Consider the following 13,905-nt stretch of genomic DNA (forward strand, 5'->3'; position numbering starts at 1 on the left):
CGCCACCACGACGGCCGCCAGCGTGCCGGCCGGTCCGAGCGTCCCCCCACGGAACCGCTCGGACCCGTCCGGTCGACGGGTCGCGCTGCGTGCCGGCCTGGAGGCTCGGCTCGGCGATCCCGCTCACCGCGCGCCCGCCCCGGTGCGGGTGACGCGCGGGGCGCGACGCCGACGCGGCCCGGTCGTCCGGCTCGCGGTGCGCGGGTCGACCGCCCGTTCGACGAGGTCGGCGACCGCCAGCACGACGACGTACGCCGCTGCGGACACCAGCGCGATGCCGGCCACCAGGGGCATGTCCCGCTGCGTGACCGCGGTGACCAGGGCCCGTCCGATGCCCGGCAGTGCGAACACCGACTCGACGACGACGGCCCCGGACACCAGCGAACCGAAGGCCCAGGCGGACAGGGCGATGCCCGGCAGCGCCGCGTGCCGGAGCAGGTGGTGACCGAAGAGCCCCGCGCGGGTCTCGCCCCGGCTGCGGGCGGCGAGCGCGAACGCCGACCGCTGCGCGTCGACCACGCCGTCGCGGACCGTCTCGGCCAGGTACCCGGCGACCGGAACCGCGACCGTGACCACGGGCAGGACCCAGCCGCGGACGGTGCCGTCGCTCACGGCGGGCACCCACCCGAGCGCGCTGGCGAACACCACGATGAGGACGCCGCCGAGCCAGAAGCGTGGCGTGACGCTGGCCGTGGACGGAGATCGCGCTCGTCGGGCCGGCGGCGAACCGGCCGCGCTGCGTCGACCACCACGCGGCGACGATCGCGAGCGCCCACGCCACGACGAGGCCGAGCACGGCCAGGGTCAGCGTGACGGGGAGCTGCTGCCCGAGCAGCGTCGCGACCGGGGTTCGGAACGCGTACGAGTCGCCGAGGTGCCCGGTCGCCAGGCGTCCGAGGAACACCGCGTACGGTGCACGAGCACCGGCCGGTCGAGGCCGTACTCGGCACGGACCTGCGCCACGGCCGCGGCCGACGCCCACGACCCCGGCCCGCCGAGGATCGCGAGCGCGGGGTCGCCGGGGATGAGCCGGATCGCGACGAAGACGATGGTCGCGACCGCCCACAGCACGCCGATGCCGCCGAGCAGACGCCGGACCGCCCATCCGGACTACCGCCCTGCGGCCGAGCTCGCCGATCGTCCGCAGGCGGCCCACCGGGCGCGTGCCGGGCCTCCTGTCCGTCACCGTCACCGCGTCAGCGGTCGATCCAGGCCGCGCCGAACCACGGCGTCGAGACCGCGGTGGTCTGCACCCCGTGGACGGACGAGCGGATCAGGAAGTGGTTCTGCTGGTCGTAGAGGGGGAGGACGGTGCCGCTGGCGAGGATCGTCTCCTGCGCCTGCTCGTAGAGGTCGCCGCGCTCCGAGGTGTCGGACGTCCGGGTTGCCTGCTGGAGCAGCGCGTCGAGCTTCGGCTCGTCGAGCTGGGCGAGGTTCGCGAAGTACCCTGACGGTGCGGGCGTGATGCTCGCGCTGTCGTAGAGGATGCGGAGGACGTCCGCGCCGACCTTCGTGTACGGGGTGTTGACGACGTCGTACTCGTTCGCGGCGAGGGCGGCGTACCAGCTGGACAGGTCGAGCTCCTTGAGGATGACCTTGATCCCGACGGCCTTCGACGCCTGGATCTGCTGGAACAGGCTGCGCCCGGCCGGCACCGACTGGTTCGTCGACACCGGGAAGGTCACGGTCAGCTGCTGGCCGTCCTTCTCGCGGACACCGTCGCTGCCGACCTTCCAGCCGGCGTCGTCGAGCAGCTGCTTCGCCTTCGTCGGGGAGTACCCGAACAGGCTCTTGTCGGAGTACCCGTAGGGCTCGACGCTCGAGAGCACGGAGTACGAGCGCTTCGCGGTGCCGAGGAAGAGGCTCTTGATCCCGGGGTCGACCTCGGCGCCGGCGATGAACGCCTTGCGGACGGCCTCGTCACGGAAGACGCCGTGCCCGGAGTTCAGCTCGAGGCGGTTCGACGCGCCGGGCCGGGGCGCGTCGAGGTCGCGGACGGCCCCCCTCGACGAGGCGGCCTTCAGCTGGTCGGGCTGGGCGTTGTCGATGACGTCGACCTGGCCGGACTGTAGCGCGGCGTAGCGCGACGTCGAGTCGGGCAGGAAGCGCCAGGTGATGCCCGACAGCCGCGGCTTCGTCGTCCCGCCGGCCTGCTTGCCGAGCGGCGTGTAGTCGGTGTTCTTCGCGAGCGTGACCCGGTCGCCGTGCTTCCAGCCGGTGACCTCGAACGGGCCGGTGCCGACGGGTGATCCGCAGTTCGCCTCCTGCGAGCGTTGCAGGCCTTCGGCGACTCCATGCCGACCCACGGCTGCGAGAAGGACTCGAGCAGCGCGCTGTCCGGACGGCTCAGGGTCAGGGTGACGGTGTGGTCGTCGGTCGCGGTCGCCTTCGTGATCGACCAGGGCGAGGTACCCCGTGCTGGACGCCGTCGCCGGATCCTGCACGTGCTCGATGTTCGCGACGACCGCCGCGGCGTCGAACGGGGTGCCGTCGGTGAAGGTCACGTCGTCGCGGAGCGTGAAGGTGAGGGTCGTGCCGTCGTCGCTGGTCGTCCACGACTCGGCGAGCGCGGGGACCGGCTTGCCGTCGTCGAGCGCGGTGAGCTCCTCGATGTACTGGCTCGGACAGCAGGGCCTGCGGGTAGTTGCCGCCGACGTGCGGGTCGAGGCAGGTCGGTTCGGCGTCGCCGGAGGCGGTAGACGAGCTGGGCCGCCGTGTTCCTCGGCGTCGAGTCAGCTGTGCTCGTGCCGGCACCCGTGCAGCCGGTGAGGGCGAGGAGGAGCGCGAGGGCACCCGCGTGGCGCCTCGCCGTTCCGCTCGCGCGACACGGCGGCGGCTTTTCTGTACTGAGTCCAAGATCATGGCTGGACGAGTTCTAGCGGTTTACTGGGGCGCATGGACGAACTGATGCGCCGCTGGTGGGCGACCTCGGACGCTCGAGTGCCGAGGTCCTCGCGTGACGCCGCCGCCGAGCTGTTCCTCGAGCAGGGCTACGGCCGGACGACCGTCGACCAGGTCGCCGTGGCGCCGGGGTGAGCCGGGCGACGTTCTTCAACTACTTCACCGCGAAGTCGGACGTGCTCTGGCTCGAGCTGGACGCCGCGGTCGCCTCGCTGCCGGAGCACCTCGCCGCCTCCACCGAGGACTCCGCCGTGCGTGCCGTCGAGCAGGCCCTGCTCGCCACCGCCCGCGCGCCGACCCGGAGCGGGTGCCGTGGGCGATCGCGCAGGCCGAGGTGATGGGCATCGGACCGGAACTCGCCGCCAGCGTCGCCGCCCGGGTGACGGCCCAGCACGCGACCGTGGCGTCGTTCGTGGCCGGACGGACGGGGACCACCCCGCCGCGCTCTGGCCGCAGACCGTGTCCGGCGCGATGCTCGGGGCGGCTGCGGCGGCCTTCGGCGTGTGGGTCGCCGACGGTGTGGGCCGGCGGCCGCTCGTCGAGTACGTGGGGGCTGCCCTGACGCCGGTGGCCGCGGGGCTCGACGCGCTGACGAGGTGCACAGGCTGGCCCGCGGCGGGGGTCGTGCGCGCCGACCGCTGTGGGAGGATCGTCGCCGTGCAGTCGTGGGTACGCGTGGGGCGTTGGCCCGTGTTCGCCGTCGTCGCCCTCGCCGGGGTGTTCGTCTGCTTCTGGCACATCGGGCAGCAGGTGCTCGACGGCGACGAACTCATCTACGTGCAGGCCGGCTGGCAGTACGTCCACGGGGTCTTCACGTTCAACCTCGAGCACCCGCCGACCGCCAAGTACCTCTACGGCCTCGCCCAGCTCGTCGTCGGGCAGGGCGTCCTCGGCCCGCGTCTCGTAGCGGGCACCGCCGTCTTCGCGACCGGCGTGGTGCTCTTCCTCTGGCTTCGTGGACCGCTCGGACACTGGGGAGCGCTCTCGCCGCGGGCCTCTGGTGGCTGACCCCGCGCGCGAACGGCCCCCGACGCGTTCGACCCGGGCTCGGGCATCGCGGTCCGCATCGACCGGATCGCCCTCCTCGAGCCCGTGATGGTGTTCTTCGTCGTCCTCGCGCTCGCCGCCGCCTGGGCGTGGATCACCACGAGCAGTCGCTGGCGCTGGGCGTGGGCGGCGGTCGCCGGTGCGGCCCTCGGGCTCGCCGTCACCTCGAAGGCCACCGGTGCCCTGTTCGTCGTGGCGATCGTCGTCCTGCCGATCCTGTTCCGGCGATGGTGGGAACTGCTCGTCGGGGGCGCGATCGCAGCCGCGGCGTTCGCGGTGACGTTCGTGGCGTCGTACGCGCCCGTCGGCATGGTCCGCGGGCTCACGTACATGCTCGACTTCCAATCCGCACACGACGCGAACGGCCACCTGGCGGAGATCGCTCGGCCACACGTACCGGTTCGCGCCCTGGTGGTCGCAGTACTGGTACATGGTCGTCGGCACCACCCCGGTGCTCGTCGCGGTGCTGGTCGTGGGGATCGTCGCCGCGCTGCTCGTCCGGCCGGACCAGCTCGTCGTGTACCTCCTCGCCGCGATCATCCCGGTCATGGTGTTCTTCGGTGCGTCGAAGGTGGCGCTCGCGCACTACTACGACGCGTGGATGCCGGTCGTGATCGCGCTCGCGGCCGTCGGCTTCGCCCGGCTCGGCCAGAGGGTCTCGCTCGCCGTCCGCGTGCGGACCGGCCACCGTGCCGACGCCGGGTGCCGTGGCCGCCACCACGGTGATCGCCGCCGTGGTCGTCCTCGGGGTCGGCGCGGCAGTCGTCCCCGCGACCCAGCAGACCGTCGCGGTCGCGCGGGTGCGGCCGTCGGGGCTGGCGCTGCTCGACGGGGAGCTCCGGGCACACGGCGTGGACGGCGGGCCGGATCCTGTTCACCGAGTACGGGGCACCGGGATGGCGGCCGTACTTCGCCGACCGCGGCGTGGACGTGCCGGTCGCCGGTCGGTACGGCGCGATCGTGCAGGGAACTGCGACGACCGCTTCCCGGTGCCGGAGCAGGTCCGGGCCTTCCTGTCCGCTGAACGGTCACGGTTGACGGCGTTCCGGATCGACGACCTGCGGGTGTGGGTGCCGACGGGCGGCGGAGCGATCGTGATCGACGGCGGGCGGTGTCCTGAAGCGCTGACTGCGCTGGCTGCGCTGGCTCCGTCGGAGAGGTTCCGCAAAAAACGCAACCTCGGCGGATTCGAGCAGCGCCATACCGCTGCGAGCAACCGCCGACGTTGCGTTTTGCGGGAGCGGGAGCGGAGGCGGAGCGAAGCCCGCCGCCGGCGCTCACTCCGTCCGAGGGCCCCGGCCCCGCCGGACGCCACGTCCTCCACGGTGCCGTCCCGGACGACCTCGGGCACGTCGTCGTCGGTCGGCACGAGGGACTGGTCGCCCGGCAGGCTCAGCGTGAGCACGGCCTCCTCGATGTACTGGCTCTGCTCGAGCGAGTGCTCGACCTCCCGCAGCCGGACGGCCACGTGCTCCTCGTTCTCGTTGCCGGTGAGGTCCACCGCCGCGACGAGGTAGACCCGCGACGGCCCGACGAACTCCAGGTGCAGGTACGTGACCCGCTCGACCTGGGACCGCCCGAGCAGTTCGACGAGCACCGCGTTCTCAAGCTCCGGCGAGGTGCTCTCGCCGAGCAGGAACCGGCGGTTGCGGTCGATCAGCACGATCGCGACGACGCCGAGCAGCACGCCGATCGCGATGGATCCGATGGCGTCGAAGACCGCCAGACCGGTGATCTGGTGCAGGAACACCCCGAGGAACGCGACGACCAGGCCGACGAGTGCGGCGGCGTCCTCGGCGAAGACGGCACGGAGCGTCGGGTTCGACGACGCAGCACGTGGCGGAGCACCGGCACGCGGCGCTTCGTGGCGGCACCGTGCGCCTGCCGGTACGCCTTCAGGCGAAGCTCGTGCCCTCGAGCACGAACGACACCGCGAGCACGACGTAGTTCACCACCACGTCCGAAGCCGGTCCGGTGTCCCCGAGTTCGGAGATGCCGTGGTAGATCGACACGATCGCGCCGGCGGTGAACAGGCCGAACGCGGCGAACATCGACCAGATGTACGTCTCGCGGCCGTACCCGAGCGGGTGGGCGCTGTCGCGCTTCCGGAGCACCGCGACGCTCGGCCACCAGCAGGAAGACCTCGTTCCCGGTGTCCGGCCCACGAGTGCGCGGCCTCGGCGACCATCGACGCCGACCCGGTGAGCATGGAGGCGACCGTCTTGGCGATCGCGACGAGCAGGTTCGCGGCGAACGCGATGATGACGGTGAGCGAGGACTCGGACGGTCCTGCTCCGAGGATGTGGGCATCGCTCCAGCATGCTCCCGTCCGGTAGACTCGCGTTCCAAGAGCACCGATCCGGCCATCACCGGGGAGCTCCCGGAAGAACGCGGACCTGGTCCGTCAGTAGAACCGGGCGGGTTCGGGACCGTCACCACCCCGACGACGAGCGGTCGTGGACGTGTCGAACCGGCACCCGCGGCAAGCGAGGTGGTACCGCGGAGCACGCCCGTCCTCGTGGAGATCGACCGAACCCACGAGGAGCACCGGTGCCTTACCCGTTGAACGCAGACCGTTCCGACGACGCCCGCGACGGCGTCACGCCGTCGCCGTCCTTCCCCGCCGTCGAGCAGGGGATCCTCGCCTTCTGGAAGGGCGATGGCACCCCCCAGGCGTCCATCGACCAGCGCGAGGGCTGCCCGGAGTGGACGTTCTACGACGGCCCGCCCTTCGCGAACGGCCTGCCGCACTACGGCCACCTGCTGACCGGGTACGCGAAGGACGTCTTCCCGCGCTGCCAGACGATGCGCGGCAAGCAGGTGCACCGCCGCTGGGCTCGGACACGCACGGCCTGCCCGCCGAGCTCGAGGCGATGCGCCAGCTCGGCATCACCGAGAAGCACGAGATCGACGCGATGGGCGTCGACGTCTTCAACGCCGCCGCGAAGAAGTCGGTCCTGCAGTACACCGACGAGTGGCAGCAGTACGTCACCCGGCAGGCGCGCTGGGTCGACTTCGAGGACGACTACAAGACCCTCGACGTCACCTTCATGGAGAGCGTCCTCTGGGCGTGGAAGCAGCTGTGGGACAAGGGGCTCGCCTACGAGGGCTTCCGGGTCCCGCCGTACTGCTGAACGACCAGACGCCGCTGTCGAACCACGAGCTGCGCATGGACGACGACGTCTACAAGATGCGGCAGGACCAGTCCGTCACGGTCTCGTTCCCGCTGCATCGGCTCGCTGCGCGGACGCGCTCAGAGCCACCGGCGTGCGGGCACTCGCCTGGACGACGACCCCGTGGACCCTCCCGACGAACGCCGCCCTGGCCGTCGGTCCGGAGATCGCGTACGCGGTCGTCCCGGCAGGGCCTGGAGGCGCGCTGACGGTGCCGACGCCGGTTCCGTCTCCTACCTGCTGGCTCGGACACCGTGGCCGCGCACGCGAAGGAGCTCGGCTACGCCTCGGTGTTGACGCGCTCGCCGCGGTCGCCCGCACCCTGACGGGCGCGGAGCTCGACGGCGTCGAGTACGAGCGCCTGTTCGACTTCCTCGCCGACGCCGAGGGCTACGACAACGCCTGGCGCATCCTGGTCGCCGAGTACGTCGAGACCGGTGAGGGCACCGGCACGTGCACCAGGCGCCGGCGTGCGGTGCCGACGACCAAGAGGTCTGTGCCGCCGCCGGCATCCCGGTCGTGCTGTCCCTCGACGAGGGCGGCGTCTTCACGTCGCAGTTCGGCGAGGTCGCCGGGCTGCTCTGGTCGGACGCGAACAAGCCGCTCACCAAGGCCGTGCGCGACGCCGGTCGGCTGCTCCGCCAGGCGTCCTACGAGCACAGCTACCCGCACCGCTGGCGGTGCCGGAAGCCCTCATCTACAAGGCCGTCTCGTCGTGGTTCGTCCGCGTCACCGAGCTCCGCGACCGCATGGGCCAGCTCAACCAGGACATCAACTGGGTGCCGGACAACGTCAAGGACGGCCAGTTCGGCAAGTGGGTCGGCAACGCCATCGACTGGTCGGTCTCGCGCAACCGCTACTTCGGCACGCCGATCCCGGTCTGGCAGTCGGACGACCCCGAGTACCCGCGCACCGACGTGTACAGGTCGCTCGAGGACATCGAGCGCGACTTCGGCCGCCTGCCGCTGAACGCCGAGGGCGAGGTGGACCTGCACCGCCCGTTCATCGACGACCTGACCCGGCCGAACCCGGACGACTCCCACCGGGCGGTCCACGATGCGCCGGATCTCCGACGTGTTCGACGTCTGGTTCGACTCCGGGTCGATGCCGTACGCCCAGGTGCACTACCCGTTCGAGAACCGCGAGTGGTTCGACTCGCACAGTCCGGCCGACTTTATCGTCGAGTACATCGGGCAGACGCGCGGCTGGTTCTACGTCATGCACGTGCTGTCCACCGCGCTGTTCGACCGCCCGGCGTTCCAGAACGTGATCAGCCACGGCATCGTGCTCGGCTCGGACGGGCAGAAGATGTCGAAGTCGCCTGGAACTACCCGGACGTCTCCGAGGTGTTCGACCGCGACGGCGCCGACGCGATGCGCTGGTTCCTGATGTCGTCGTCGGTGATCCGCGGCGGCAACCTCGTCGTCACCGAAGAGGGCATCCGCCAGGGCGTCCGCGAGTTCCTGCTGCCGCTCTGGTCGACGTACTACTTCTTCACCCTCTACGCCAACGCCTCCGGTGCGTCCGGCTACGACGCGAGCCGCCGTACCGACAGCACCGACGTGCTCGACCGGTACCTGCTCGCGAAGACCCGGGTGCTCGTCGAGGACGTCACCACGTTCCTCGACGCGCTCGACACCCCGCTCGCGGCCCAGGCCGTGCGGGACTTCGCCGACGTGCTGACGAACTGGTACGTCCGTCGGTCGCGCGACAAGTTCTGGCTCGGCGCGGAGTCCTCGCCCGAGGCGCAGGCGGCGTTCGACACGCTGTACACGGTGCTCGAGACGCTCACCCGTGTCGCCGCCCCGCTCGCCCCGCTCGTCACCGAGGAGATCTGGAAGGGCCTGACCGGCGGTCGGAGCGTCCACCTGACGGACTTCCCGGACGCCGGCGGATTCCCGGCCGACGACGCCCTGGTCGACGCCATGGACCGCGTCCGCGACGTCGCCTCGAAGGGCCTGGCGCTCCGCAAGGCCACGGCAAGCGCGTCCGCCTGCCCCTCGCCACGCTGACGCTGGTGGTGCCGGACCCCGCGGCCGTCGAGCCGTTCGCCGACATCCTGCGCGACGAGCTCAACGTCACGCAGGTCGTGCTCGAGCAGCAGGAGGAATCGTCGCTCGGCCGCTACGGCATCGAGCGGAAGCTCACCGTCAACGCCCGCGTCGCCGGACCCCGCATCGGCAAGCAGGTGCAGCAGGTGATCCCGGCCGCAAAGAAGGGCGACTGGGTCGCGACCGAGTCCGGCGTCACCGTGGGCGGCGTCGATCTGGTCGAGGGCGAGTACACGCTCGACCTCACCGTGGCCGACGACAGCGTCGCCGTGGCGTTCCTCGACGGCGGCGGCCGCGGTGCTCGACACCGTCACCACGCCCGAGCTCGAGGCCGAGGGGCTCGCCCGCGACGTCGTCCGCGCCGTCCAGCAGGCCCGCCGTGACGCCGACCTCGACGTCAGCGACCGGATCGCCCTGCGGCTCGGGGTCACCGCCGACGCGGTGGACGCCGTCCGCCGGCACGAACAGCTCATCGCGGGGGAGACCCTGTCGACGAGCGTCGACGTCGAGACGGCCGAGTTCGCGCAGAGCGAGGGCACCGACGTCGGCAACGGTGCGAAGGTGTCCGTGGAGGTGGCACGCGCATGAGCGATTACCCGGAAGAGCCGTCCGAGGACGGCATCGAGATCCCGGTCGGCCTCGCCGCCGGCGACGTCGACCTGACGGAAGCCGTGCCCTTCGGCGCGGACGACGACGAGGTCAAGCGGGTCGAGGCGGCGCTGTACGCCCGCATCGGCGAGCAGTCGCCCGAGCACCGGCTGTCGGCGTTCCGGCGCGCCGTCGAGCTCCTCGGCGACCCGCACCTGTCGTACCCGGTGATCCACCTGACCGGCACGAACGGCAAGACCTCGACGGCGCGGATCGCCGAGAGCATCGTACGCGCGCACGGGCTCCGCACCGGCCTCATGACGAGCCCGCACCTGGTGTCGATCCGGGGAGCGCATCGTCATCGACGGCGCACCGATCGCGCCGGGCCGCTTCGTCGAGAACTGGGACGACATCGCCCCGTCCTCGAGCTCACCGACCAGGAGCTCACGGCCAAGGGCGAGCTCCCGCTGACCTTCTTCGAGGCGCTGACCGTCCTCGCCCTGGCGTGCTTCGCCGAGGCGCCGGTCGACGTCGCCGTGATCGAGGTCGGCATGGGCGGCGAGTGGGACTCCACGAACGTCGTGCGAGCCAGGTGCAGGTCTTCACGCCGATCGCGATCGACCACGCGAAGCAGCTCGGTGGCACCGTCGCCGAGATCGCCCGCACGAAGTCCGGCATCATCAAGCCGTCGTCGTCCGTCGTGTCGAGCACGCAGGCCCCCGAGGCCCTGGCAGAGCTCCAGCGCGCGGCCGAGCTCACCGAGTCGACCCTCGCGGTCGAGGGCGAGGGCTTCCGGGTCGTCGACGTGACGCCGGCCGTGGGCGGGCAGCTCATCACCGTGCAGGGGATCGCCGGCCGCTACGACGACCTGTTCCTGCCGCTGTTCGGGCAGCACCAGGCCCACAACGCCGCGGTGGCGATCGCCGCCGTCGAGTCGTTCCTCGGCCGCGGCTCGCAGCCTCGACGAGGACGTCCTCTCCGAGGGACTCGCCGGTGCGACCAGCCCCGACGCCTCCAGCCGATCGCGATCGGTCCGACCGTCGTGGTCGACGCGGCGCACAACCCGCACGAAGCCCGCGCCCTCGCCGAGGCCCTGCCCGTGGCGTTCCCGTCCGAGCACGTCGTCGGCGTCGTCGGGATCCTCGGCGACAAGGACGCCCGCGGGTTCGTCCGCGCGCTCAAGGGCACGATCTCCACCTTCGTCGTCACGCAGCCCCCGGGGGACCGGGCGCTCGACGCGGACGAGTTCGCCCGGATCGTCGTCGACGAGGTCGGCGAGGACCGGGTCGTCGTCGAGCCCTCGCTCGCCGCCGCGCTGCAGTGAAGCGCGCGACCTGGCGGACGAGGCGGACGCCGAGGACGCCATGGTGCTCGTCGCGGGCTCCATCGTGATGGTGGGCCGGGTCGTGGACCTGGTGCAACCAGGAAGGCAGGACGAAGTGACGGACGCCCCTCGGGCCTCCAGTGGCCTGGTCGTCCCCGCGCAGCGGTCCGGAAGCCGCGTCAGCGAACGCGGGGGCGCAGGAGAGTCCTGCCTGTCGATCGCCCTCGTGCTCGAGGCGATCATGTTCTTCTTCCCGATGCTCGTCGTGTTCGGCAAGGGGACCCTCCCGCCGGCCGCGGCGTTCGGCGGCGGCATCGGCGGCGATGCAGGTCGTGCTGGCGCTGGCCTCACGCCTGACCGGCAAGCCCGCCGGTGTGTGGATCGAGTGGCTGCTGCAGGCGGCACATCCTCGCCACCGGGTTCATCGAACCGTTCATGTTCGCGGTCGCCGTGGTGTTCCTGGCGCTGTGGGTCTTCTGCTTCGTCAAGGGCGGTCAACTCGACCGCGTGAACGCCGCGCGCCGAGCGGCCATAGGCGAGTGACTGACCACCCCTCTGACCCCGCGAACACACTAGAAGTACTGCGTGTCCGACCTCGAAGAGACCCTCGTCCTCGTCAAGCCCGACGGCGTCGCCCGCCAGCTCACCGGTGAGATCCTCCGCCGGATCGAGGCCAAGGGCTACGAGATCGTCGACCTGAAGATGCTCACGGCGCCGCGTGACCTCCTCGACGCCCACTACGAGGAGCACCAGGGCAAGCCGTTCTTCGAGCCGCTCGTCGAGTTCATGCAGTCCGGCCCGGTCGTCGCCGTGCGCGTCGCAGGCAACGGCGTCATCGCCGGCTTCCGGTCGCTCGCCGGCACCACCGACCCGACCTCGACCGCGCCCGGCACCATCCGTGGTGACCTCGGCCGCGACTGGGGCCTCAAGGTGCAGCAGAACCTGGTGCACGGGTCCGACAGCCCCGAGTCGTCGGCGCGCGAGAGCTCGCGCTCTGGTTCGCCTGAGCCGCGGGGACGACCGTGACGAACAACAACGACCGACCCACCAAGAACGAGCGTCGCCAGCACGCGCGTGACGTCGCCCGGCAGCGCGCCGACGCCGAGAAGCGCCGCAAGCGCCGCAACCGCTGGTTCCTGCAAGGCGGCATCGGCGTCGGCATCATCGCGATCGCGGCCATCGTCGCGATCGTCATCGTGAACGTGAACAACGCGAACACGGTGTCGGCGACGGGCCCGAAGAACATGGCGACCGGTGCGATCCAGTTCACCGGCCAGAACGGCGAGGTCACCCCGGTGACCACGAAGGCCGTGACGGCGAACGGGACGGCCACGCCGGTCCCGACCAAGAACGCCGACGGCGCGGTCGCCGTGACCGAGTACGTCGACTGGGCCTGCCCGGTCTGCAAGCAGTTCGAGGCCGCCTACGCCGACCAGATCCTCGACAAGGTGAAGTCGGGCGAGAACACGCTGGCGATCCGGCCGGTGTCGATCCTCGACCGCGGCTACCAGAACTCGCGCTACGCCAGCCGTGCCGAACGCCACGATGTGCGTCGCGAACTACGCCCCGGACAAGTTCCTCGACGTCCAGACGCAGTTCTTCGACAACCAGCCGGAAGAGGGCACCGCGGGCCTGACGAACGCCGAGATCGCGAAGCTCGTGAAGGCGGGCGAGGGCGACGGGGTCGAACGTCTCCGAGTGCCTCTCGAGCGAGCAGTTCAAGGGCTGGGTGACGAAGTCGACCAAGGACGTCGTCGCGGACCCCGCACTGCAGAGCACGCAGGGCTTCGGTACGCCGACGATCCTGGTGAACGGCAAGAAGGTCGACACGCTGACCAACGTCATCTCCGAGATCGACGCGGCCGCGGTAGTCCACCGAGCTGGCCGGCCGGGTCGCCGGGTCGCCGCAGGCTCGCACAACGAAAGTCGCCCCGAACCACGCGAATGCGCGGTTCGGGCATTTCGTTGTGCCATGGCGCCTACGGACACCAGGCCTCGCGCCACGACGACCACGACGAGGGGCCCCCTACGCAGCGCCGCCGTTCTGCTCGGCGAACGCGGCGAACGCGTCCGTGTCGGTCAGCGAGCCGGTGTACTGCTTCCCGTTGACGATGATCGTGGGGGTGCTCATCACCTTGTCGAGCGACGAGTTCGGGATCGCCTCGTTGAGCACCCGGTTCGTGGCGTCGCCGACCCAGCCGGCGAAGCGCTGGTCCTGGATGCAGGACATGACCTCGCCGCTCGTCGCGCCGGCAGCCTTCGCCAGGGCGGCCAGCTTGTCGTTCGTCACGCGGGTGCTCTCGGACGGCTGGTTCTCGTAGAGCGACGTGTTGTACGCCAGGAACGCGTCCGGGTCGGAGTCGGCGACGCACGCCGCCGCCGCAGCCGAGCGGGTGGAGTACTTCGACCCGAGGACACCCGGTCGAGCAGGTTGAACGGGTGCAGCTCGAGCGTCGCCGAGCCGTCCTTGACCCACTGCTGGATCTGGGGCATCTGGCTCGTCTCGAACTGGTTGCAGTACGGGCACATGTAGTCGAGTACACGGTGATGTTCATTCACCGAGTCATCCTGCTCTCACGTCATCGGCTTCCGCCCTCAGGCGTCGCCTTCGTCGTCACGGGCTGGATCTGCCCGGCGACGCCGTGCAGCAGGACCCCGTCGCTCGCCATGTTCCTCGGGCCGGGACCCGCCGGCTGCACCGAGTTCGCGTCTACGACGACGACCGCGACGACCGCGAGCCCGCCGACGATGATGCCGCTGATCCCGGGGTCCGGTTGCGGCGCCGACGCGCCTCGCTCCTTCCTCACGTGTCTCGCGAGCG

General features: G+C 71.2%; 14 protein-coding genes and 4 pseudogenes. 11 read left to right on the top strand and 7 right to left on the bottom strand.

Annotated features, from left to right (window positions below):
- Positions 1-123: 123 nt before the first annotated feature.
- From ACZ8AI_RS14585 to ACZ8AI_RS14595, 3 genes and pseudogenes are all read right to left on the bottom strand, one after another.
- Positions 124-681 (bottom strand): annotated as a pseudogene (locus ACZ8AI_RS14585) (ABC transporter permease subunit); the annotation flags it as partial.
- 123 nt (positions 682-804) lie between these two features.
- Positions 805-1,089, bottom strand: a complete 285-nt coding sequence (locus ACZ8AI_RS14590) for a hypothetical protein (protein ID WP_464858814.1) — start codon at positions 1,087-1,089, stop codon at positions 805-807.
- Positions 1,090-1,196: 107 nt separating this feature from the next.
- On the bottom strand, positions 1,197-2,612 hold the full coding sequence (locus ACZ8AI_RS14595) for an ABC transporter substrate-binding protein (RefSeq protein ID WP_464858815.1): 1,416 nt from the start codon (positions 2,610-2,612) through the stop codon (positions 1,197-1,199).
- Here ACZ8AI_RS14595 and ACZ8AI_RS14600 point away from each other — a divergent pair.
- The 5 genes from ACZ8AI_RS14600 (at position 2,533) to ACZ8AI_RS14620 (ending at position 4,674) form a co-directional block, all read left to right on the top strand.
- On the top strand, positions 2,533-2,769 hold the full coding sequence (locus tag ACZ8AI_RS14600; RefSeq protein WP_464858782.1) for a hypothetical protein: 237 nt from the start codon (positions 2,533-2,535) through the stop codon (positions 2,767-2,769). The two genes, ACZ8AI_RS14595 and ACZ8AI_RS14600, sit on opposite strands and share 80 nt — an antisense overlap.
- A gap of 138 nt (positions 2,770-2,907) precedes the next feature.
- The gene (locus ACZ8AI_RS14605) at positions 2,908-3,036 is read left to right on the top strand and encodes a TetR family transcriptional regulator (protein WP_464858783.1); all 129 of its coding nucleotides are present in this window, start codon (positions 2,908-2,910) and stop codon (positions 3,034-3,036) included.
- On the top strand, positions 3,033-3,239 hold the full coding sequence (locus ACZ8AI_RS14610) for a hypothetical protein (RefSeq protein ID WP_464858784.1): 207 nt from the start codon (positions 3,033-3,035) through the stop codon (positions 3,237-3,239). Before ACZ8AI_RS14605 ends, ACZ8AI_RS14610 begins: the two co-directional genes overlap by 4 nt.
- Positions 3,214-3,909, top strand: a complete 696-nt coding sequence (locus tag ACZ8AI_RS14615; protein WP_464858785.1) for an acyl-CoA-like ligand-binding transcription factor — start codon at positions 3,214-3,216, stop codon at positions 3,907-3,909. Before ACZ8AI_RS14610 ends, ACZ8AI_RS14615 begins: the two co-directional genes overlap by 26 nt.
- A 57-nt stretch (positions 3,910-3,966) precedes the next feature.
- Positions 3,967-4,674 (top strand): phospholipid carrier-dependent glycosyltransferase, encoded by a 708-nt coding sequence (locus tag ACZ8AI_RS14620; protein WP_464858816.1) that lies wholly within the window; start codon positions 3,967-3,969, stop codon positions 4,672-4,674.
- A 148-nt stretch (positions 4,675-4,822) separates the two neighbouring features.
- Here the strand turns inward: ACZ8AI_RS14620 and ACZ8AI_RS14625 are convergent, their stop codons facing one another.
- Both ACZ8AI_RS14625 and ACZ8AI_RS14630 read right to left on the bottom strand, forming a co-directional pair.
- Positions 4,823-5,719 carry a cation diffusion facilitator family transporter gene (locus ACZ8AI_RS14625; RefSeq protein ID WP_464858817.1) on the bottom strand — a complete coding sequence of 299 codons (897 nt, stop codon included), beginning with the start codon at positions 5,717-5,719 and terminating at the stop codon, positions 4,823-4,825.
- A gap of 124 nt (positions 5,720-5,843) precedes the next feature.
- Positions 5,844-6,269, bottom strand: a complete 426-nt coding sequence (locus ACZ8AI_RS14630) for a cation efflux transmembrane domain-containing protein (protein ID WP_464858786.1) — start codon at positions 6,267-6,269, stop codon at positions 5,844-5,846.
- 229 nt (positions 6,270-6,498) lie between these two features.
- Between ACZ8AI_RS14630 and ileS the strand changes: the two are divergent.
- The 6 genes and pseudogenes from ileS (at position 6,499) to ACZ8AI_RS14660 (ending at position 12,817) form a co-directional block, all read left to right on the top strand.
- Positions 6,499-9,760 (top strand): annotated as a pseudogene (gene ileS, locus ACZ8AI_RS14635) (isoleucine--tRNA ligase).
- The gene (locus tag ACZ8AI_RS14640; RefSeq protein WP_464858787.1) at positions 9,757-10,569 is read left to right on the top strand and encodes a hypothetical protein; all 813 of its coding nucleotides are present in this window, start codon (positions 9,757-9,759) and stop codon (positions 10,567-10,569) included. The pseudogene ileS and the gene ACZ8AI_RS14640 overlap by 4 nt, the downstream one beginning before the upstream one ends.
- Positions 10,566-11,084 (top strand): glutamate ligase domain-containing protein, encoded by a 519-nt coding sequence (locus ACZ8AI_RS14645; protein WP_464858788.1) that lies wholly within the window; start codon positions 10,566-10,568, stop codon positions 11,082-11,084. The genes ACZ8AI_RS14640 and ACZ8AI_RS14645 overlap by 4 nt, the downstream gene beginning before the upstream one ends.
- Before the next feature lie 435 nt (positions 11,085-11,519).
- Positions 11,520-11,627, top strand: coding sequence for a hypothetical protein (locus tag ACZ8AI_RS14650; RefSeq protein WP_464858818.1), 108 nt, complete (start codon positions 11,520-11,522; stop codon positions 11,625-11,627).
- Between the two features lie 42 nt (positions 11,628-11,669).
- A pseudogene (gene ndk, locus ACZ8AI_RS14655) lies at positions 11,670-12,091 on the top strand (nucleoside-diphosphate kinase).
- Positions 12,092-12,106: 15 nt separating this feature from the next.
- On the top strand, positions 12,107-12,817 hold the full coding sequence (locus tag ACZ8AI_RS14660) for a DsbA family protein (RefSeq protein WP_464858789.1): 711 nt from the start codon (positions 12,107-12,109) through the stop codon (positions 12,815-12,817).
- A gap of 293 nt (positions 12,818-13,110) precedes the next feature.
- Here the strand turns inward: ACZ8AI_RS14660 and ACZ8AI_RS14665 are convergent, their stop codons facing one another.
- Both ACZ8AI_RS14665 and ACZ8AI_RS14670 read right to left on the bottom strand, forming a co-directional pair.
- Positions 13,111-13,611 (bottom strand): DsbA family protein, encoded by a 501-nt coding sequence (locus tag ACZ8AI_RS14665; protein ID WP_464858790.1) that lies wholly within the window; start codon positions 13,609-13,611, stop codon positions 13,111-13,113.
- 52 nt (positions 13,612-13,663) lie between these two features.
- Positions 13,664-13,905 (bottom strand): annotated as a pseudogene (locus tag ACZ8AI_RS14670) (hypothetical protein); the annotation flags it as partial.

This window comes from Curtobacterium sp. AC273, assembly GCF_979253735.1.

Excerpts from the sequence above, each read along its gene's own strand:
- ACZ8AI_RS14605 (WP_464858783.1), top strand. The coding sequence starts at position 2,908 with ATGCGCCGCTGGTGGGCGACCTCGGACGCTCGAGTGCCGAGGTCCTCG.
- ACZ8AI_RS14630 (WP_464858786.1), bottom strand. The coding sequence starts at position 6,269 with ATGCTGGAGCGATGCCCACATCCTCGGAGCAGGACCGTCCGAGTCCTC.
- ACZ8AI_RS14640 (WP_464858787.1), top strand. The coding sequence starts at position 9,757 with ATGAGCGATTACCCGGAAGAGCCGTCCGAGGACGGCATCGAGATCCCG.
- ACZ8AI_RS14650 (WP_464858818.1), top strand. The coding sequence starts at position 11,520 with ATGTTCGCGGTCGCCGTGGTGTTCCTGGCGCTGTGGGTCTTCTGCTTC.